The following is an 18,650-nucleotide window of genomic DNA, read 5'->3' on the forward strand; positions in this document are numbered from 1 at the left end:
CCGATCAGCTGTGGTGGCCGAAGATGCTTCCCGCTCGCGTGCCGCCGGTCGTGTGCAGGTCGTACGCCGTCTCGGCGTGGACGACCAGGTCGATGCCCTGGACCTCATGATCGGGGTCGATCCGGAAGCCCATCGCCTTGTGGATGACGAGCCCGAGGACACCCGAGGCGACGAAGGAGTAGACCAGCACGACCAGAGCGCCGACGGACTGGCGACCGAGCTGGGTCATGCCGCCGCCGTAGAGGAGGCCGTCGACACCGGTCGGGGCGCCGGCACTGCCAAGCACGCCGACCAGGATCGTGCCGACCATGCCACCGACGAGGTGGACACCGACGACGTCGAGCGAGTCGTCGTACTTGTAGCGGTACTTCAGCGCGATCGCCCAGGCACAGACGGCGCCGGCGACGAGACCGACCACGATCGCGCCGAGCGGCGTGACCGAGCCGCAGGAGGGCGTGATCGCGACCAGCCCCGCGACCATGCCGGAGGCGGCGCCGAGGGAGGTGGCGTGGCCGTCGCGCAGCCGCTCGACCACCAGCCAGCTGCCGGCGCCGGCAGCACCGGCGACGAGGGTGGCGGCGAAGACGACCGCCGCGTTCTGGTCCGCGCCGAAGGCCGACCCGGCGTTGAAGCCGAACCAGCCGACCCACAGCAGGCCGGCGCCGAGCATCACCAGGGTGAGGTTGTGGGGGCGCATCGCGTCATGGCCGAAGCCGACGCGCCGACCGAGGATGAGCGCGAGGGCCAGGCCCGAGGCACCCGAGCAGATCTCCACCGCGGTGCCGCCCGCGAAGTCGATGACGTGGACCTTGTTGATCAGCCAGCCGCCGACGTGGCCCGTCCGGGAGGCATCGAAGACCCAGTGCGCGACCGGCGCGTAGACCAGGACGGTCCAGAACGCGCAGAAGACCATCCAGGCGCCGAAGCGGGCGCGGTCGGCGATCGCGCCGGCGATCAGGCCGCCGGTGATGACCGCGAACAGCCCCTGGAAACAGGCGAAGAGGATGGTCGGCACGCTCATCCAGTTGTGCTCCCCGCTGACGAGGGACTGGAGGCCGAAGTACTCCCGGGGGCTGCCCAGCACGCCGGCGGCGACGTCGTCGCCGAACGCCAGCGAGTAGCCGACGAGCACCCAGACGAGGGTGATCACGCCGAGCGCTGCGAACGTCATCATCATCATGTTGAGCACGCTCTTGGAGCGGACCATGCCCCCGTAGAACAGCGCCAGGCCCGGGACCATCAGCATCACCAGGGCCGCTGCGGCGAGGAGCCAGGCGGTGTCGCCGGCGTCGATCGGGACCTCGAGGGCAGGGACGCTCAGCAGGGAGAACACGGTCCGAAAGCATCCGTGAGGTTTGTTTCCAGCCCGAAGACCTTATGTTACGGCCACGTAAACGCGACCTGGACGTCCGCGTCGGTCAGGCCGTAGTCAGTCAGCTCGTAGGCATGCGCGGGACGCGCCTTGCCCGTACGCGAATCGGCGTCGATCTCCTTCACCCGCTGCTGCGCCGCCGCACTCCAGGGGATGTCGAAGCGGTCGTAGATCGCGCTGATGGTGCCGACCGGGTCGGCGACGAAGGCGCGGTAGTCGACGTCGACGAACTGGTCCTGGTCGTAAGCGGGCCGGGCAGCGGCGAAGGTGCGCCAGGAGCGGCTCAGCATCTCCAGCTGGGTCGTGCCGATCGTCTCGCCGACGAAGGTGGTCGAGGTGCCCGCGGTGGCCTCGGCGGAGAGCGAGCAGGCCGACGCGATCGAGGCGACCGGGTCCCGGTGGCAGACGACGACCAGCGCATCGGGATAGACGCTCATCAGGGCGTCGAGCGCCACCAGGTGGCTCGGGTTCTTGAGGACCCAGCGCTTCTCGGCGTCGTGCAGGCCGACCAGCTGCAGGTTGCGGCGGTGCCGCTCGTACGCGTCGGTCCAGTCCTGCCCGGCGAGCCAGGCGGAGTAGCGCGGGATGTTGGCCAGCGACTCGAAGCCGATCGACTTCCCGGTCTGGCGCAGGACCCGCCAGCACTCCTCCACCGAGGTGGCGTCCATGTAGTGGATCCCCATGAACTCCGGGTTGGTGACGTGGTGCTGCTGGTAGGCGGCCTGCAGGGCCTGGAAGACCGGGTCGTCGCCCCAGGTCGCGCGCGGCGGGCGGGGCTCGGGGAACTCCGTCAGCCACGCCTCGAGCCCCTGATGATCGGGGTCGGCGCACAGCAGCCGGTGCAGCGCGGTGGTGCCGGTGCGCGGGAGCCCGGTGACGAAGATCGGTCGCTCGATCCGTACGTCGCGATGCTCCGGGAACTGCGCGAACCGGGCCTCGGTCATCAGCCGCCCGACGAGCGCGCTCTTCACCTGGGCTCGATGGAAGTAGTTGCCCTGAGGGGTCAGGCCGGCCTCGGGCGAGGCGAGGTCGTCGACCAGGATCCGCAAGCCCTCCTCGTACGCGGTGTCGCCGAAGTCGCTGAGACCGGTCGTGCGGACGGCCGCGGCCTGGATGTCCTCGAAGGACCCGACGCCGTCACGCTCCCGCATGGAACTCTCCGCAGTCGACGTTGAGGACCTGCCCGGTGACGGCGCTGGCGAGGTCGGTGGCGTAGAAGAGCGCCGCGCGGGCGACCTCGTCCGCGGTGGCGAGCCGTTTGAGGTCGGTGGGGCCGGCCTTCTCGGCGTACACCTCCTCGTGCGTGCGGCCGGTCTCGCTGGCGATCCAGTCGAAGTAGGCCTTGTTGACGTCCTCGTAGATGTAGGAGGGCGCGACCGAGTTGACCCGGATGCCACGCGGGCCGAGCTCGGTGGCCAGGCTCGAGGCCAGGTGGGCGAGCGCGCCCTTGGAGAGCTTGTAGCCGGCGAACTCCGGCTGGCTCTGGTAGAGCACCGCGGAGTTGATCATGATGATCGACCCGCCCTCCTTGTCGGGCGTCTCGGCCAGGGCGTCGGCGAAGAGGGCGCTGAGGCGCAGCGGCGCGAAGACGTTGGTCTCCTGCGCGGCGCGCAGCGCGTCGAGCCGGATCGTGGTGAGCGGGTCCATCGGCGGGATCCCGAAGGCGTTGTTGATCAGGCAGTCGACCCGGCCGTACTCGCTCAGGGCCGCTTCGACGAGGCGGGACCGGCCGTCGTCGTCGGTGATGTCGGTCGGTACGACGAGCGCGCGCCGGCCGTGCTCGCGCACGCGGGCCGCCATCTTCTCCAGGCGCTTCTCGGTGCGGCTGGCGAGCACCAGGTCGGCGCCCATCAGCGCGGCCTGCTCCCCCAGCGCGCGGCCCAGCCCGGGCCCGACGCCGGAGAGGACGACCACCTTGTCCTGCAGCAGTCCGGAGAGGTCCGGTTCGGTCACGAGATCATCCTTCGGGCGACGGCGCGCTGACGCGCGGCGATCCGGGCGGCGTACTGCTCCGGGGTGAGCGGCGCGTGGTGCGGGAGGTGCTTGGCGACCTCGGCGGCCCGGACGATCTCGACGCTCGGGCCGGGGACGGTGTCCTCCTGACCCGCCTCGATCCGCTGCCAGCGGAGCATGATCGGGCCGGTGCGGTGGCCGGTGGTCTCGAGCCAGTTGGCGAGGGGATCGTCGAGGTGCTCGGCGATGACGAAGCGCATCGTGCCGTCCGGGTCGGTCACCGCCTGCGCCTTGGTCAGCGACGTCTGGTGGGTCTCGTAGTCGGTGGAGGCGTACCAGTCCGAGCCGATCTGGATGCCCTGGTAGCCGCAGGCGTCGAAGCGTGGCACCGAGACGATCATCGCCTCGTCCTCGGCGAGCTCGTAGTGGCCGATCGAGGAGCGCTGGCTCGCCAGGCCGCCGGGTGTGGACGTGGGCGCGGTCAGGGTGTTGACCGGCTCCTTGTACTGGAAGAAGTGCGGGAAGGCGAGCCAGGTCCGGATGGAGCCGACCAGGCTGCGCGCGGCCACCTCGTACCTCTTGCGCACCGTCGCCTGGGTGAGCGGGGCGCGCGGGCGGCCGAGGGTGTCGGGGCGCTCGATGGTGATCGAGCCGCGGGTCTCCCTCTCCCAGTCGTTGAACACCTCCCGCACGATGAGCGTCTTGGCCTCCGGCTCGGCGACGTGACGGAACTCGAAGGCGCCGTCGGGGGCGACCTCGAGGCGGCGGTCGTCGAAGGCGAGCAGGCTGGTGGCGGCCGAGTCCGCGGAGTAGGTCCCGCCCATCACCTGGAAGGAGAGGTCCGCGCTGGTGCCGCGCCGGCCGCGGACGACGTACTCGACGCCGGGCTTGAGGTAGGCGTGGAGGTAGATCGCGTCCGGGTTGTCGAGGCCCTGGCGCGAGAACTGGTGGGTCGGGTTGATGAAGAGCGGCTGCTCCAGGTCGTAGTCGAACGCGGTCTGCAGCGCCATCCGGATCCGGCCGGCGAGGTAGTCGTAACCCTCGAGCAGGTCCTGCTCGGTCTTGATGAAGGGCGCGCTCGCGATCAGGGCCTCGGCCTCGGCGATGGCGTCGCGCAACGCCGTCGTCATCTGCTCGCTCACCGGGCGACCTTCGCGATGATGTTCTCGCCGTACCGGGCCAGGTGCTCGATCTTCCTCGCGAGCGGCTCGGTGTCGGGACCGACGACGTACGGGAGGCGGAAGCCGACGATGCAGTCGGTGACGCCCTTCTCCTCGAGCTTGCGCACGCCCTCGGGTGTGTACGCGTCGTAGGAGATGACGTGCACCTCGAACTCGTCGGGGCCGCGGGTGTCACCCTCCGCCTTGCGGATCTCGGCCAGCCGCGCGAGCAGCAGGTCGAGCTCGTCGCCGTCGCCGCCGGCGTGCATCCAGCCGTCGCCGAGCAGGACAGCGCGGCGCAGTGCCGCGTCGCTGTGCCCCCCGACGAGAAGCGGGATCCGCTCGGCCGGGGCCGGGCACTGCTGCAGCGGCTCGAAGTCGTAGAACTCTCCGTGGTAGCCGAAGAAGCCCTGCTCCTCGCCGGGCGCGACCGGGGCCGTCAGGCCGCGCAGGATCTCCATGCACTCGTCCATCCGCTTGCCGCGCTTGGCCCACGGCACGCCGAGGGTGGCGAAGTCCTCCGGCCACGGACTGAGCCCGACGCCGAGCCCGAGCCGGTTGCCCGAGAGGGCGGCCAGGCTCGAGGCCTGCTTGGCCACGAGGACGGGCGGGCGTACGGGCAGCTTGAGCACGAACGGCGTCAGCCGCAGCGTCGAGGTGACCGCGAAGAGGTGGGCGCACAGGATCATCGCCTCGATGAACTCCTTGCCCTGCAGGAACCCCCGCTCCCCGGTGTCGGTGTAGGGATAGGTGGAGTCCGACTCCTCGGGATAGATGAGGCTGTCGGCCACCGTCATGCTGGTGTAGCCGGCCTCCTCCGCTGCCTGGGCCAGCGGGGCGTAGTAGTCCGCCTGGGTCATCGCCTCGGCGTAGGTGAACCGCATGACCGCCACAGTAGAACGTGTTCTAAGTTTGTGCCAGAGTAAGCCTCATGCCGCTGCCCTCCGAACGCCCGCCGGGTCTCGACTCCCCCTGGACGACCCGGCTGATCAAGTACGGCGCGAAGGCCAACACGGCGATCTTCCGCGCGACGAAGGGACGCCTCGGCGCTACCTGGCGGATCTCCGCCGGCTGGCGAAACCCGGTGCCGATCCTGCTGCTGGAACACGTCGGTCGCACGAGCGGCAAGCGGTTCACCGCTCCCCTGGTCTACCTCGAGGACGGGCCGCGGCTGATCGTGGTCGCCTCCCAGGGTGGTCTGCCCACCCATCCGCAGTGGTTCCGCAACGTGCAGGTCACTCCCGACACGGCCGTGATCCTCAAGGGCGAGGGCCGCCGGCAGGTGCGCGCCCGGGTGGCCTCCGCCGAGGAGAAGGCCGAGCTGTGGCCGCGGATGGTGGCGCTCTACGCCGACTTCGACACCTACCAGGGCTGGACCGACCGGGAGATCCCGATCGTCATCCTCGACCCGCGCTGAGCGGAGGGACCATGGAGCTGCAGGACCTGCTGGATCGCGCCGAGATCACCGAGGCGCTCACTCGCTACACGCTGGCGATCGACGCCGGCGACTTCCAGGACCTCGACGAGGTCTTCACCCCCGACGCTCAGATCGACTACTCCGAGTCCGGCGGCACGATCGGCGTCTTCCCCGACGTGCAGGCCTGGCTCGCGGAGAACCTCTACGCCTTCGCGATCCGCTGCATGCACACGATGGGCCAGGTCGACATCGCGCTCGCCGGCGACGCGGCCAACGTGCAGGCCTACTTCCACAACCCGATGGTGATCCCGGACGGACCTCGCGGCGCCGGCGGCGAGCGCGTCGTGGAGGTCGGAGGGATCTACCACCACACCTTCACCCGTACGCCGGACGGCTGGCGTTCGCGCCGGCTGCGCGAGCAGGTGGTCTGGACCCGCGGCTTCTGAGGGGCAGAATCGGTCGCATGCCGACCGAGCGAGCCGCGAGTCGTACCGCCGTGCTGGTCTGCCAGGGGCGGGCGGTCGGCGACGGGCGGCTGGCGGTCGGGTCGTTCTCCGACCCGGTCGCGATGGAGCTGCTGCGGGAGGACGAGCGGGCGGTCGTGGCGGCGGTCCGGGCCGCTGCGGTGCCCGCCGCGTGGCGCGAACGGATCGCGTACGAGTCCGTGGCGGCGTGCGCGGCCGTCGTCGTCCCGCGGACGGTGGCGATCGATGCCGCGATCCGTGCCCATGCGCACCCCCAGCTGGTGATCCTCGGCGCCGGGCTCGACGCGCGCGCGTGGCGGATGGCGGAGCTGGCTGACGTCGACGTCACCGAGATCGACCACCCCGCGTCGCAACGGGACAAGCAGGGCCGGCTCGGTGCTCGACCCTCCCTGGCGCGGACCCATCGCTTCCAGTCCGCCGACCTCGCGGTCTCGTCGCTCGGCGACGCGCTGGAGTCGGCCGGGCACGATGCGGACTCCCCGACGACCTGGATCTGGGAGGGCGTCGTCCCATACCTGCGCCGGGCGGATGTGGAGCGAACGCTGGTGGCCGTCGCGGAGCGGTCCGCGCGCGGCAGCACGCTGATCGTGAGCTACCAGACCCGGTCCCTGCGCGCCCGTGCCGGCCGGCTCCTCGCGCGCCACGTCGGCGAGCCGTGGCACACCCTGCTCTCCCCCGGCGCGATGGCGCACCTGCTCACCGACGCCGGCTTCGGCGTCCAGACCGACGAGGACCTGCTCACTGTCGCCGAGCGGATCGGCACGCCCACCGCGCACGCGACCTCGCTGCGCAACGGCCGGATCGCCGTCGCCGCCCGGCACTGACCTCAGCTGTAGGTGATGCTCACGCTGTCGGTGACCGGGACCGACTGGCAGCCCAGGCGGATGCCGTCGTCGAGGTCCTCGGTCTCGAGGACGTCGTTCTTGAGCATCTTGACCTCACCATCGAGCAGCCGGAACGCGCAGGCGGAGCACTCGCCCTCACGACAGGAGTAGGGCGCCTTGACGCCCTTGGACTCGAGATGCTCGAGCAGCGTCGCGGTCGGGGACCAGTCGTCGTAGTCGTACGTCCGCCCGTCGAGCTCGGCGGCGAGCCGGACCGGACCGGGCGTCGATACGTCTCCTTCGTCGACCACCCGAGGAGCGGTGTCGTCGTCGGACTCGGCGGCGGCGATCTCCTCGGCGGCCTCCTCCGCCTGGTCGAGATCGCCGAAGGGGTTGCCGCCGAGACTGACGAACTTCTCCTGGTGGCGGCGCTCGCGCGGGAACTCGAGCTCCTTGAGCGCGGCGGTGACCATCTTCATGAAGGGCGCGGGGCCGCAGACGAAGGCGTCGTAGGAGGTGAAGCGGGAGGCGAAGGCGCGCAGCTGTTCCTGGGTCGGGAGGCCCTGGACCGACTCGAGCCAGTGGATCACCTCGAGGCGGTCGGGGTGCGCGGCGGCGAGCTCGGCCCACTGCCTGGCGAAGATGACCGAGCGTTCGTCGCGGTTGGCGTAGAGGACGGTGATCCGACCGCGGCCGCGCTCCAGGGCGGTGCGCGCGATCGACATGATCGGGGTGACGCCCGAGCCGCCGGCGAAGAGCAGCAGGTCGGCGTCGAGCGAGGTTGGCGTGAAGATGCCGGACGGCTCCAGGACGCGCATGGTGTCGCCGGGGCGAAGCTCCGCGTTGATCCAGCCCGACGCGTAACCGTCGGCGGTCCGCTTCACCGTGACGGTGAGCGGCTCCCCCGGGACGCTGCACAGGGAGTAGCAGCGCGCGACGAGGCCCGTACGGTCGCTCGGGATCGCCAGCGTCAGGAACTGCCCCGGCTTGAACTCGAGGCAGGAGTCGAAGACCACCGACACGGCGTCCTCGGTCTCGCGCACGACGTCGAGGACCTTCAGCTCGATGCCCGACTCAGAACCCATCGCCGGCTCCGATCGGCACCTGGCCGGCGCGTACGGCCTGCTCGATGGAGGCCTGCAGGCGCGGGCAGCCCGCGTGCAGCTCGCGGGGCCGCCGCCCCATCTCGGGGCACGCCGCGAGCGCCTCGGCGCTCCACTGGATCGACGTGTGGTGGGCGGAGTTCTTCTGCACGCCGACCACGGCCAGGCAGTCCTGGCAGGAGACGGAGGTGAGCCAGCCGGCGGTGTAGAGACGCTGGTCGGCCAGCGTCTCCTCGCTGGTCGGGACGAAGGAGGCCATCAGTGGCCGGCTCCCTCGAGCGGCGCGTCGGCCTCGGACGCGGCGTCGCGGCGTCGCAGGTTCTCGGCGACCTCCTCGTGCCAGAACTCGTTGGCCTTGGTGGTGTCGACCTCGAACTCGAAGCGCGCGACCATGTCGGGCGCGATGTCGGCGACGTCGACGTAGAACTGCTCGTACCACCGACGCAGCTGGTAGACGGGGCCGTCCTCCTCGCACAGCAGCGGGTTCTGCACCGGCGCCTTGTTCTGCCAGATGTGGACGTCCTGGAGGAAGCCGGTGCCGAACATCTCGGCGTACTTCTTGGCGATGTACTGCGCCGTCTTGTCGTCGAGGCCCTCGGGCTTCTTGACGGTGATGCCGTACTGCAGGGTGAACGAGTCCGGCCCGGTGGGCAGGTGGCAGTTGATCAGGACGACCTCGGTGACGAAGCCCTTGTAGTCCACTTCGAGCCAGTTGATCATGTACGCCGGTCCGTAGTAGGTCGCCTCGGACGTGAGCACCATGTCGGCGTCGCCGTAGCCCCCAGCGTCGGCAGCCTTGTCCGGCCTGCCCTTGCTCTCCATGAACTGGGTGGCCCGGGTGCCCTCGAAGACGTTGCGGAAGCTGGTCGGGAACGCGAAGTGCACGTAGTAGAAGTGCGCCATGTCGACGACGTTGTCGATCAGCTCGCGACAGTGCGACCCCTTGATCGGCACGGTCTCCCAGAACCACTCGGTGTACTCGTCGGTGCCGACGCCCGGCAGCTCGGGCGGGAGCAGGTCGTGGTCGGCGGGCGAGCCCTCGGGGTCGTGCCAGAAGAGCAGCTGTCCGTTGCGTACGACCGTCTCGTAGCGCTGGGTGCGCGCCCGGAGCGGGACCCGCCGGGCGTACGGGATCTGCTTGCACCGCCCGTCGGTGCCCCACCGCCAGTCGTGGAACGGACAGGCGAGCTCGTCGCCCTTGACCTCGCCCTGGGTGAGGTCGCCGCCCATGTGCCGGCAGTAGCCGTCGAGGACGCCGAACTCGCCGTTCGCGGCCTGGAAGACGACCAGCTTGGCGCCGAACGTCTCGATCGCGTGCGGCTTGCCGTCGCGGAAGGCGTCGGCCAGGCCGGCGCAGTGCCAGCCGCGGGCGTAGCGCTCCGGGGTGACACCCCGGTCCAGCATGCGTGCCGCCGTGTCGGTCGCGGTCATCTCAGCCCTCCCATGGACGCAAATGAGAACATGTTCTAGTTTTATCACATGCGGATCGCGTTGACACCCGAGCAGGAGGCCCTGCGTGCGGAGCTGCGTGCCTACTTCAACGAGCTGGTCACCCCGGAGCGACGGGCAGCGCTGTCCGGCGCCACCGGCGACTTCGGGAGTGCACCCGGCGGGGAGATGGGCGAGGCCGGCGTCTACCGGGAGGTGATCCGGCAGATCGGCGAGGACGGCTGGCTGGGGATCGGCTGGCCCACGCAGTGGGGTGGGCAGGACCGCTCGATGGTCGAGCAGCTGATCTTCACCGACGTCGCGGCGGTGGCCGGGGTGCCGATCCCCTACCTGACGCTCAACACGATCGGGCCGACGATCATGCAGTACGGCACCGACGCGCAGAAGGAGTACTTCCTGCCGCGGATCCTGCGCGGAGAGCTGCACTTCTCCGTCGGCTACTCCGAGCCCGGCTCGGGCACCGACCTGGCCTCGCTCCAGACGAAGGCGGTGCTCGACGAGGCGGCGGGCGACGGGGGCGAGTGGGTGATCAACGGCCAGAAGATGTGGACCTCGCTCATCCAGTACGCCGACTGGATCTGGCTGGCCTGCCGCACCGAGCCCGACCGGCCGCGCCACCAGGGCATCTCGATGATCCTCGTCCCGGCCGACGGCCCGGGCGTGACCTACACCCCGATCCACACCGTCGCCGGCGTCAGCACGTCGGCGACCTACTACTCCGACGTCCGCGTCCCGGCCTCGAACCTGGTCGGCGAGCGCGGCGGCGGCTGGCGGCTCATCACCAACCAGCTCAACCGCGAGCGGGTCGCGCTCACGTCGAGCGCGGCGACGGTGCACTCGCTCGATCTCGTCCGGGCCTGGGCGATCGGGACCCGGCGCCCCGACGGCTCGCGGGTCATCGACTCGGAGTGGGTGCAGCTGCTGCTCGGACGCGCACACGCCCGGATCGAGGCGCTCACCCTGATCCAGTGGAAGCTCGCCGCCGAGATCGACACCATGTCGCCCGCCGACGCCTCCGCGACCAAGGTCTACGGGTCCGAGCTCAACACCGAGATCTACCGGACGCTCATGGAGGTCGTCGGCCCGGCCGCGTCGGTGACCGGAGACTCCGCCGGCGCGGTGCTCGCCGGGCGGCTCGAGCGGTACGCCCGCTCGTCGCTCGTGATGACGTTCGGTGGAGGCACCAACGAGATCCAGCGCGACATCATCGGCATGGTCGGTCTCGGCCAGACCACGTCACGGCGATAAGGCGATCACCCATGGACTTCACATTCACCCCCGAGCAGGACGAGGCCGCCGCTCTCGCCGCCAAGATCCTCGCCGGCGAGGTCACCCTCGAGCGCCAGCGTGCGGCCGAGGCGAGCGGGGCGCGCTTCGACGCCGAGCTCTGGGCGACCCTGGGCGAGGCCTTCGACTGGACCGACCTCGACCTGATCACCGTCGCGCGCGTGCTCGTCGAGGCGGGCCGGGTGATCGCACCGGTCCCGCTCGCCACCCATGCGGCCTGCGTCGCGCTGCTCGGCTCGCTCAGCCTGGAGGCCACCGCGGGGCTGTATGCGGCCGCCGTCGCCGAGGACCTGGAGCACCTGCCCGTCTCCCCCACGGTGACCGCGGACGCCGATGGCCTGCTCACCGGGACGAAGACGCTCGTACGGGCGGGCACGGTGGCCGACACCCTGCTGGTGACCGCGACCGGGCCGGACGGGGTCGGCGTCCACCTGATCAGGACTGCCGACGCGCCCGATCTTGTCCGCGCCGCGCAGCACACCAGCGACGGCGACACGACGGCGCAGATCCTCCTCCACCGCACACCCTCCACCCGGATCGGCGACGCCGTCGCGGCCGCACGGCTGGGCGACCTCCTGACCGCGCTCGCCTGCGCCGAGCAGCTCGGCATCGTCGAGGGCGCGCTCGCCGAGACGGCCGACTACGCCCGCACCCGCGAGCAGTTCGACCGGCCCATCGGGTCCTTCCAGGCCGTCTCGCAGCGCCTGGCCGACGGCTACATCGACGTGCTCTGCCTGCGCCTGACGACCTGGCAGGCGATCTGGCGGCTCTCCGAAGACCTGCCCGCCGAGGTCGAGGTGGCCACCGCGAAGCTCTGGGCCGCCGACGCCGGCCACCGGCTCGCGCACACCGCCGTCCACGTCCACGGTGGCGTCGGCATCGACCTCGACGGCACGACGCATCGCTACTTCACCGCGGCCAAGCGCTTCGAGATGGCGTACGGCGGCGCGACCGAGCAGGCGCTGCGGATCGGCCGCGCGTTCGCCCGATGACTCCGGGAACCGTCCGCGACCTCCTGCTCGCCCGAGCCGGCGACGACCGGCCCGGCCTGCTCGTCGAGGACGCCGCCTGGTCGTGGCGCGAAATCGTCACGGAGTCGGCGGCCCGCACCGCTGCGCTGACGTCGATGCTGACGCCGGATCGGCCGCCGCACGTCGGGGTGCTGCTCGACAACGTCCCCGAGCTCGCCTTCCTGCTGGGCGGCGCGGCTCTGGGCGGGCAGGTGGTCGTGGGCCTCAACACGACCCGTCGCGGGCCGGCCCTCGCCGGCGACATCGCCCGGACCGACTGCCAGCTCGTCCTCACCGATGCCGCGCACCGGGACCTCCTACCCGAGGACGTCGGCGTGCCGGTCATCGACGCCGACTCGCCGGAGTGGGAGGCGACCCTCGCCGGCTACCAGGGCACCCCGGCACCGGCACGCGAGGCCACGCCCGGCGACCTGGTGATGCTGATCTTCACCTCCGGGACCTCCGGTGAGCCGAAGGCCGTACGGGTGACGGACGCCAAGATCACCATCCCCGGGCTGATGCTCGCCGACCGCTTCGGGCTCGGACCGCAGGACGTCGTGTACGTCGCGATGCCGATGTTCCACTCCAACGCGATCATGGCGGGATGGGCGGTCGGCCTGGCCGCTGGCGCGACGCTCGCCCTCGCGCCACGGTTCTCGGCCAGTGGCTTCCTGCCCGACGTGCGGCGGTTCGGGGCGACCTACGCCAACTATGTCGGCAAGCCGCTCTCGTACGTCCTGGCCACGCCCGAGCGGCCCGACGACGCCGACAACCCGCTGCGGATCGTCTTCGGCAACGAGGCCAACGAGGGCGACATCGCCGACTTCGCGCGGCGCTTCGGGTGCCTGGTCGTCGACTCCTACTCCTCGACCGAGAACGCCGTGGTCGTGCAGCGCCGTCCTGACATGCCGCCCGGGAGCCTGGGCTGGCCGCTCGACGGCGTGAGGGTGCTCGACCCGGAGACGGGGCGGGAGACGCCGGCTGCCCGCTTCGACGCCGATGGGCGCCTCCTCAACGCCGCCACGGCGATCGGCGAGCTGGCGAACACCGCCGGCGCCGGCGCGTTCGCGGGCTACTACAACGACCCTGCGGCCGAGGCCGAGCGGATGCGCGGCGGCATCTACTGGTCGGGCGACCTGGCCTACCGTGACGCGGCGGGGTGGATCTACTTCGCCGGGCGCAGCGGTGAGTGGTTGCGCGTCGACGGGGAGAACATGGCGACCGCACCCATCGAGCGCATCCTGCTGCGCCACCCGGCGGTCTCCGAGGCCGCGGTCTACGCGCTGCCCGACCACGTCGGCGACAAGGTCGCCACCGCCCTGGTGCTGCGCGCTCCCCTGTCGGCCGAGGAGCTGTGGGGGTTCCTCGCCGCCCAGCCCGACCTGTCGGTCAAGGCCTGGCCGAGCGTCGTACGCGTTCTCGAGACCCTGCCGCGCACGGCGACCAACAAGGTGCTCAAGCGCAGCCTGCGCGACCTCGACGCCGGCCTCGGGACGACCTGGACCCGCTAGCGCAGCGCCTCGAGGCGCTTGACGGCCTCGTCGTACTCGCTGAGCAGGCTCGCGATCACCTCGGCGACCGGCCGCACCTCGTTCATCCGGCCGACGATCTGGCCGACCGGCATCGAGACGACGTCGGGGTCGCCGGCGGCGTTGATCCGGTTGTGGGCGTCTGCGACCAGCAGGTTCTGCAGGGGCATCGGGAGCGGCGCCGGGGCGTCCTCGGCCTCCCACGCGTCGGTCCACCTCGACTTGAGCAGCCGGGCCGGCTTGCCGGTGTAGATCCTCACCCGGCGGGTGTCGGCGGACGTGGCACGGGTGAAGGCCTCGACCCAGCCGGCGTGGCTGTTGAGGCTCTGGTACTCCTCGGTGCCGAGCCAGATCGAGCCGGTCCACACGCCCTGGCAGCCCAGCGCGAGCGAGGCCGCGATCTGGCGGCCGGAGCCGATGCCGCCGGCGCCGAGCACCGGCACGTCCGGGCCGACCGCGTCGACGATGTCGGGCTGGAGCACCATCGAGGCGATCTCGCCGGTGTGGCCACCCGCCTCATACCCCTGCGCGACGATGATGTCGACGCCGTTGGCGACGTGCGACAGGGCGTGCTTGGCGGCCCCGGCGAGTGCCGCGACGGCGATGCCGTGCTCATGGGCCTTCTCGATGACGTCGACCGGCGGCGAGCCGAGCGCGTTGGCGATCAGCACCGGACGGTGCTGCAACGCGATGTCGAGGTGGGAGCGCGCCACCGAGTGCAGCCAGCCGAGCACGCCCTCGCGGCCCTCGCCCTCCGGTAGCGGCGGCACACCCAGGGCGAGCAGCGTCTTGTCGACGAACTCCTTGTGTCCCTCGGGGATGTAGGACGCCAGATCGACGGCGGTGCCCTCGGTCGGCACCTTCATCGGCATCACGATGTCGACGCCGTACGGCTTGCCGTCGGTGTTCTCATCGAGCCACGAGAGCGTCGTGTCGAGCTCCTCGGGGTCGTTGAAGCGGACGCAGCCCAGCACCCCGAGGCCGCCGGCGCGCGAGACCGCGGCCGCCACGTGCTCGGACGGGGTGAAGGCGAAGATCGGGTACTCGATGCCGAAGCGCTCGCACAGGTCGGTCCTCATGCGTTGGCCCCTTCCTTGGTCACAGTCATGGAGTCGAGCGCGATCTGCTTCGCGGCCGGGTACTGCGCCTTGCCTGCGGCGTTGCGCGGCACCTCGTCGACGATCGAGAGCAGTCGCGGCAGCTTGTAGCCGGAGAGGTGGGCGCGGAGGAAGTCCTGCAGTCCGGCGAGGTCGACCGTGTCGCCCTCGCGCACCTGCACGACGGCGGCGACGGCCTGGCCCCACTTCTCGTCGGGCACGCCGACGACCAGCGCGTCGTAGACGCTGGGGTGGGCCTTGATCGCGGCCTCCACCTCCTCGGGGTAGACCTTCTCGCCGCCGGTGTTGATGCTGCTCGAGCCGCGGCCCAGTAGCGTGATCCGGTTGCCCTCCTCGATCCGGGCGTAGTCGCCGGGCACCGAGTAGCGGGCGCCGTCGATCTCGATGAAGGTGGCCGCGGACTTGGCCGGGTCCTTGTAGTAGCCGAGCGGGACATGCCCCCCGCGAGCCGTACGCCCGATCCTGCCGATGTCGGTGGCCGGGTCCAGCAGGGTGCCGTCGTCGGCGATGATCACCGTGTGCGGGCCCAGGCCGATGACCGGGCCGTCGTTGGAGATGGCGCTGGCGTCCTGCAGGCCGGTGCCCTGGAAGCCGGTCTCGGTCGAGCCGACCGAGTCGGTGAAGACGGCGTTGGGGAAGCGCGCCATCCAGCGCTCCTTGACCGTCTTGGAGAAGATCGCGGCGCTCGAGGCGATCGCGAACAGGGTCTGGCCGGAGAACGGGTGGTCGGTGTCGAGGGAGGCCTCGTACGCCTCGATCAGCGGGCGTGCCATCGCGTCGCCGGTCATGAACACCATGTGGACGCCCTGCTTGTCGATGATCTCCCAGGTCCGCACGGGGTCGAAGCGCGGCTCGAGGATCGTGACGGTGCCGGCGAAGAGGTGCATCAGGAGGCTGGCCTGGGCGCCGCCGTGCATCAGCGGGCTGAGCGGGAGCGTGACCAGGCTCGGCTGCTTGGCCTTCTCCGACTGGTCGTACTCGGTGAGGTACTCGCCGCTCATGAAGTCGATGCCGCCGCCGAGCACCCGCCAGAAGTCCTCATGGCGCCACATCACGCCCTTGGGGAACCCGGTGGTGCCGCCGGTGTAGATGATGTGGATGTCGTCGGCGCTGCGAGCGTCGAAGTCGCGAGCCTCGCTCTGGCCCTCAAGGGCATCGTCGAGGAGCACGCCGTCGTACCCCTTGATCAGCCGGACCCGGTCATCGGTCTCCTCGTCGAGGACGTTCGGCACGGCGACGACGACGCGCAGCTGCGGCGTCTTCGGGAGCAGCTCGGCGACCAGCGGCGCGTACACCCGGTCGTGGACGAGGCCGACGAGGTCGGCGTTGTCGAAGAGGTACTCCAGCTCGCCGGCGACGTAGCGGTAGTTCACGTTGATCGCGACCGCGCGCACTTTGAAGATCGCCATCAGGCCGATCACGTGCTCGGCGGAGTTCTTGGCGTACAGGCCGATGTGCTGGCCTGGCTCGATGCCCTGGGCCAGGAAGTAGTGCGCGAGCCGGTTGGACTCGCGCTCCAGCTCGGCATAGGTGACGACGCGGTCGCCCACCTGCACGGCGGGCTTGTCCGGCGCTGCGTCGACGGCGTGCTCGAAGAGATCGGCGATGTTCAGGGCCACGACGGCGAGACTAGAACACGTTTCAGTTTTTCGCTACCGTCACGCCTATGACTGACTGCCTCGTCGAGCAGGACGGCCACAAGCTGGTCGTCACGATGAACCGCCCCGAGCGCCGCAACGCGCTCTCCGGGGAGATGTTGCGGATCATGGAGTCCGCCTGGGACCGGGTGAATGACGACCCCGAGATCCGGGTGGCGATCCTGACCGGTGCGGGCGGCTACTTCTGCGCCGGCATGGACCTGAAGGCCGCCGACGAGAAGCCGCCCTCGGAGTCGCTGGAGTCCGGCGCGTTCGACGCGAGCGTGATCAAGGGACTGCTCAAGGGCTTCCGGCTCACCAAGCCGCTCATCGCCGCGGTCGAGGGCCCGGCGATCGCCGGTGGCACCGAGATCCTGCAGGGCACCGACATCCGGGTGGCCGGCGGGTCCGCGAAGTTCGGCGTCGCCGAGGCGCGCTGGTCGCTCTACCCCCTGGGCGGATCGGCCGTCCGGCTCCCCCGCCAGATCCCCTACACGGTCGCCGCCGAGCTCCTGCTGACCGGTCGCACGCTCGGCGCCGCCGAGGCCAAGGAGATCGGCCTGATCGGCCACGTCGTGCCCGACGGGGGCGCGCTCGCGAAGGCGCACGAGCTGGCCGACATGATCGCCGCCAACGGCCCGCTCGCGGTCCAGGCGATCCTGCGCACGATGCGTGACTCGGAGGGCCGGCACGAGGACGAGTGCTGGAAGGACGATGCCCGCGTGGGCGGCGCCGTCTTCATGTCCCAGGACGCCAAGGAGGGGCCGAAGGCCTTCCTGGAGAGGCGGACGCCGGTCTTCCACGGCCGTTGACCTCCACCGTCAGCGGTGTCGCGGCCTGACCGTGATGGTGCGGGAGGTCGCGGGGCGGTGGACGCCGTCGCCGGCGAAGACCACGCGGTACGTCGTACGGCGCTGAGGCCTCGCGCGGTAGACGACCGCGCCGCTCGCGTTGGTGAAGGTGCTGCGGACCGTCGCGAAGCGTGCGTGCCCGCGGCGGGCCCGCACGCGCACCGGGACGTGGGCGATCGCCGAGCCGGTGCCTCGGTCGAAGAGGCGGTAGCGCAGCGTGACCGGCCGGCGGCCCGAGCGGGTGAAGGATGTGCCAGTGGAGAGCTGCGTCAGCGGTGCGGCCACGGTGCCCGAGGAGGTGAGCCCGGCCAGACCGGCCGGCGTGCCGATGCCGGACGGGCCGTCCCAACCGGGCCCGGCGTCGCACAGCACGTTGGCGCACGAGCCGTTCGAGCCACTGGTGATGTCGACGAAGGAGGCGGGGTCGGCGGCGGCGTTGTCGTAGATCGCCTGCGGGTCGACGTGATTGCCGGCCAGCGCGTACAACGAGGCGATGATCGGCGTGGCGAGCGACGTGCCGGCACCACTCCACCAGCGTCCGCCCTGGTAGAACATCATCCCCGTCTGGTCGTCGCCGAGCGCCGAGATGTCGCTGACCGGCCGCCCGCTGGCACAGACCCTCCCACCGAGCAGCTCCTGGAGCGCGCCGGTGACGCCGCCCAGCAGGCTGTTCGCACAACCCGATCCGCTGCCCGGCCACGCGCTCTGCCTCCAGGTGCCGGAGACGAGCTTGGCGGTGGTGCCGCCGACGGCGATCACGTTGCTCGCCGAGGCGGGGAAGGTCGGCACGCCGTACCCGTGATCGCCCGTCGCCGCGACATAGGTGACGCCCGGGGTGTTGTAGTCGGCGAGGTTGATCCGGTTGTCGTCGAGGCTACGGGTGGAGCCGTAGGAGAGGGAGAGGTACGTCGCGCCGAGTCGCGCCGCCGTGCGGGCCGCGGCGCCGAGATCGCTCGCGTGCGCACTGTCCGCATCGACCAGAAGGATGCGGCAGGTCGGGCAGATCGCGGAGACCGCCTGGACGTCGAGCGCGGTCTCGCTGACCCAGTTGCTGTCGGTGCCCGGGAGCCGGGTGCTGCCGTCCTGGCCGACCTCACGGAAGCACCCGTTGCCCCTGGTGCAGGCCGGGAGGCCGAAGTAGTCGCGGTAGTAGGCCAGCTGCGCCGGCGTGCTCGGGTCGTGGCCGGAGACCACGATGCCGATCGTCGCGCGCGAGGTGGCGACGGGCGAGATGCGGTAGAGGCTGGCCAGGTCCGCGGGGGTGTAACTGCCGGACTTGCTCGTCCCAGTGTGCGACGCGGCCCTCGCCGCGCCGTAGGGAAGCAGGTGGACCAGGCTCATGCAGGCGGCGACGCCGGGCGGAGGATCGCTCACGCACGGCACTGCCCGGACGGGTTGCCGGACGGGGCCGTCCGGCCCCGACGTGACTGCCGAGCCGACGGAGAGGATCAGCAG

At 70.9% G+C, this 18,650-nt stretch carries 18 protein-coding genes; 7 read left to right on the top strand and 11 right to left on the bottom strand.

Going from position 1 to position 18,650, the window contains the following annotated elements:
* Positions 1-4: 4 nt before the first annotated feature.
* Genes KSO98_RS04075 through KSO98_RS04095 form a run of 5 tightly spaced genes read right to left on the bottom strand, consistent with a single transcriptional unit; the run spans position 5 to position 5,369 of the window.
* Complete coding sequence (locus KSO98_RS04075; protein WP_225283653.1) at positions 5-1,333, bottom strand: ammonium transporter; 1,329 nt, start codon at positions 1,331-1,333, stop codon at positions 5-7.
* A 47-nt stretch (positions 1,334-1,380) separates the two neighbouring features.
* On the bottom strand, positions 1,381-2,523 hold the full coding sequence (locus KSO98_RS04080; protein WP_225283655.1) for a sulfotransferase family protein: 1,143 nt from the start codon (positions 2,521-2,523) through the stop codon (positions 1,381-1,383).
* Positions 2,510-3,325 carry an SDR family oxidoreductase gene (locus tag KSO98_RS04085; RefSeq protein WP_225283657.1) on the bottom strand — a complete coding sequence of 272 codons (816 nt, stop codon included), beginning with the start codon at positions 3,323-3,325 and terminating at the stop codon, positions 2,510-2,512. The genes KSO98_RS04080 and KSO98_RS04085 overlap by 14 nt, the downstream gene beginning before the upstream one ends.
* The gene (locus tag KSO98_RS04090) at positions 3,322-4,467 is read right to left on the bottom strand and encodes a hypothetical protein (protein WP_225283660.1); all 1,146 of its coding nucleotides are present in this window, start codon (positions 4,465-4,467) and stop codon (positions 3,322-3,324) included. Before KSO98_RS04090 ends, KSO98_RS04085 begins: the two co-directional genes overlap by 4 nt.
* Positions 4,464-5,369 (bottom strand): TIGR03619 family F420-dependent LLM class oxidoreductase, encoded by a 906-nt coding sequence (locus KSO98_RS04095; RefSeq protein ID WP_225283661.1) that lies wholly within the window; start codon positions 5,367-5,369, stop codon positions 4,464-4,466. The genes KSO98_RS04090 and KSO98_RS04095 overlap by 4 nt, the downstream gene beginning before the upstream one ends.
* 47 nt (positions 5,370-5,416) lie before the next feature.
* Here KSO98_RS04095 and KSO98_RS04100 point away from each other — a divergent pair, with 47 nt between their 5' ends.
* Genes KSO98_RS04100 through KSO98_RS04110 form a run of 3 tightly spaced genes read left to right on the top strand, consistent with a single transcriptional unit; the run spans position 5,417 to position 7,211 of the window.
* On the top strand, positions 5,417-5,902 hold the full coding sequence (locus KSO98_RS04100) for a nitroreductase/quinone reductase family protein (RefSeq protein WP_225283662.1): 486 nt from the start codon (positions 5,417-5,419) through the stop codon (positions 5,900-5,902).
* A gap of 11 nt (positions 5,903-5,913) precedes the next feature.
* Positions 5,914-6,348, top strand: a complete 435-nt coding sequence (locus KSO98_RS04105) for a nuclear transport factor 2 family protein (RefSeq protein WP_225283663.1) — start codon at positions 5,914-5,916, stop codon at positions 6,346-6,348.
* Positions 6,349-6,365: 17 nt separating this feature from the next.
* Positions 6,366-7,211, top strand: coding sequence for a class I SAM-dependent methyltransferase (locus KSO98_RS04110; RefSeq protein WP_225283664.1), 846 nt, complete (start codon positions 6,366-6,368; stop codon positions 7,209-7,211).
* 2 nt (positions 7,212-7,213) lie between these two features.
* On the opposite strand, the gene KSO98_RS04115 is transcribed toward KSO98_RS04110, so the two are convergent.
* The 3 genes from KSO98_RS04115 to KSO98_RS04125 are packed head-to-tail and all read right to left on the bottom strand — an operon-like array spanning position 7,214 to position 9,745.
* Complete coding sequence (locus KSO98_RS04115; RefSeq protein ID WP_225283665.1) at positions 7,214-8,296, bottom strand: ferredoxin--NADP reductase; 1,083 nt, start codon at positions 8,294-8,296, stop codon at positions 7,214-7,216.
* On the bottom strand, positions 8,286-8,573 hold the full coding sequence (locus tag KSO98_RS04120; RefSeq protein WP_225283666.1) for a hypothetical protein: 288 nt from the start codon (positions 8,571-8,573) through the stop codon (positions 8,286-8,288). The genes KSO98_RS04115 and KSO98_RS04120 overlap by 11 nt, the downstream gene beginning before the upstream one ends.
* Complete coding sequence (locus KSO98_RS04125) at positions 8,573-9,745, bottom strand: 3-ketosteroid-9-alpha-monooxygenase, oxygenase component (protein WP_225283667.1); 1,173 nt, start codon at positions 9,743-9,745, stop codon at positions 8,573-8,575. The genes KSO98_RS04120 and KSO98_RS04125 overlap by 1 nt, the downstream gene beginning before the upstream one ends.
* 48 nt (positions 9,746-9,793) lie before the next feature.
* Between KSO98_RS04125 and KSO98_RS04130 the strand changes: the two genes are divergently transcribed.
* The 3 genes from KSO98_RS04130 to KSO98_RS04140 are packed head-to-tail and all read left to right on the top strand — an operon-like array spanning position 9,794 to position 13,571.
* Entirely contained in the window at positions 9,794-11,011 is a 1,218-nt protein-coding gene (locus KSO98_RS04130) for an acyl-CoA dehydrogenase family protein (protein ID WP_225283668.1), read from the top strand.
* A gap of 11 nt (positions 11,012-11,022) precedes the next feature.
* Complete coding sequence (locus KSO98_RS04135) at positions 11,023-12,042, top strand: acyl-CoA dehydrogenase family protein (protein WP_225283669.1); 1,020 nt, start codon at positions 11,023-11,025, stop codon at positions 12,040-12,042.
* The gene (locus KSO98_RS04140) at positions 12,039-13,571 is read left to right on the top strand and encodes a long-chain-fatty-acid--CoA ligase (RefSeq protein WP_225283671.1); all 1,533 of its coding nucleotides are present in this window, start codon (positions 12,039-12,041) and stop codon (positions 13,569-13,571) included. The genes KSO98_RS04135 and KSO98_RS04140 overlap by 4 nt, the downstream gene beginning before the upstream one ends.
* Here the strand turns inward: KSO98_RS04140 and KSO98_RS04145 are convergent.
* Both KSO98_RS04145 and KSO98_RS04150 read right to left on the bottom strand, forming a co-directional pair.
* Positions 13,568-14,668 carry an NAD(P)H-dependent flavin oxidoreductase gene (locus KSO98_RS04145; protein ID WP_225283672.1) on the bottom strand — a complete coding sequence of 367 codons (1,101 nt, stop codon included), beginning with the start codon at positions 14,666-14,668 and terminating at the stop codon, positions 13,568-13,570. The genes KSO98_RS04140 and KSO98_RS04145 overlap by 4 nt on opposite strands.
* Complete coding sequence (locus tag KSO98_RS04150) at positions 14,665-16,326, bottom strand: acyl-CoA synthetase (protein ID WP_225283674.1); 1,662 nt, start codon at positions 16,324-16,326, stop codon at positions 14,665-14,667. Before KSO98_RS04150 ends, KSO98_RS04145 begins: the two co-directional genes overlap by 4 nt.
* A gap of 47 nt (positions 16,327-16,373) precedes the next feature.
* Here KSO98_RS04150 and KSO98_RS04155 point away from each other — a divergent pair, with 47 nt between their 5' ends.
* Positions 16,374-17,156, top strand: a complete 783-nt coding sequence (locus KSO98_RS04155) for a crotonase/enoyl-CoA hydratase family protein (RefSeq protein WP_225283676.1) — start codon at positions 16,374-16,376, stop codon at positions 17,154-17,156.
* A gap of 9 nt (positions 17,157-17,165) precedes the next feature.
* Here the strand turns inward: KSO98_RS04155 and KSO98_RS04160 are convergent, their stop codons facing one another.
* Positions 17,166-18,569, bottom strand: a complete 1,404-nt coding sequence (locus tag KSO98_RS04160) for a S53 family peptidase (RefSeq protein ID WP_225283677.1) — start codon at positions 18,567-18,569, stop codon at positions 17,166-17,168.
* Positions 18,570-18,650: the final 81 nt, after the last annotated feature.

The organism is Nocardioides nematodiphilus (genome assembly GCF_020216525.1).
GTDB classification, from domain to species: Bacteria; Actinomycetota; Actinomycetes; order Propionibacteriales; family Nocardioidaceae; genus Nocardioides; species Nocardioides nematodiphilus.

Excerpts from the sequence above, each read along its gene's own strand:
- KSO98_RS04100 (WP_225283662.1), top strand. The coding sequence starts at position 5,417 with ATGCCGCTGCCCTCCGAACGCCCGCCGGGTCTCGACTCCCCCTGGACG.
- KSO98_RS04135 (WP_225283669.1), top strand. The coding sequence starts at position 11,023 with ATGGACTTCACATTCACCCCCGAGCAGGACGAGGCCGCCGCTCTCGCC.
- KSO98_RS04115 (WP_225283665.1), bottom strand. The coding sequence starts at position 8,296 with ATGGGTTCTGAGTCGGGCATCGAGCTGAAGGTCCTCGACGTCGTGCGC.
- KSO98_RS04095 (WP_225283661.1), bottom strand. The coding sequence starts at position 5,369 with ATGCGGTTCACCTACGCCGAGGCGATGACCCAGGCGGACTACTACGCC.
- KSO98_RS04155 (WP_225283676.1), top strand. The coding sequence starts at position 16,374 with ATGACTGACTGCCTCGTCGAGCAGGACGGCCACAAGCTGGTCGTCACG.
- KSO98_RS04120 (WP_225283666.1), bottom strand. The coding sequence starts at position 8,573 with ATGGCCTCCTTCGTCCCGACCAGCGAGGAGACGCTGGCCGACCAGCGT.
- KSO98_RS04130 (WP_225283668.1), top strand. The coding sequence starts at position 9,794 with ATGCGGATCGCGTTGACACCCGAGCAGGAGGCCCTGCGTGCGGAGCTG.
- KSO98_RS04080 (WP_225283655.1), bottom strand. The coding sequence starts at position 2,523 with ATGCGGGAGCGTGACGGCGTCGGGTCCTTCGAGGACATCCAGGCCGCG.
- KSO98_RS04140 (WP_225283671.1), top strand. The coding sequence starts at position 12,039 with ATGACTCCGGGAACCGTCCGCGACCTCCTGCTCGCCCGAGCCGGCGAC.
- KSO98_RS04105 (WP_225283663.1), top strand. The coding sequence starts at position 5,914 with ATGGAGCTGCAGGACCTGCTGGATCGCGCCGAGATCACCGAGGCGCTC.
- KSO98_RS04145 (WP_225283672.1), bottom strand. The coding sequence starts at position 14,668 with ATGAGGACCGACCTGTGCGAGCGCTTCGGCATCGAGTACCCGATCTTC.
- KSO98_RS04125 (WP_225283667.1), bottom strand. The coding sequence starts at position 9,745 with ATGACCGCGACCGACACGGCGGCACGCATGCTGGACCGGGGTGTCACC.
- KSO98_RS04110 (WP_225283664.1), top strand. The coding sequence starts at position 6,366 with ATGCCGACCGAGCGAGCCGCGAGTCGTACCGCCGTGCTGGTCTGCCAG.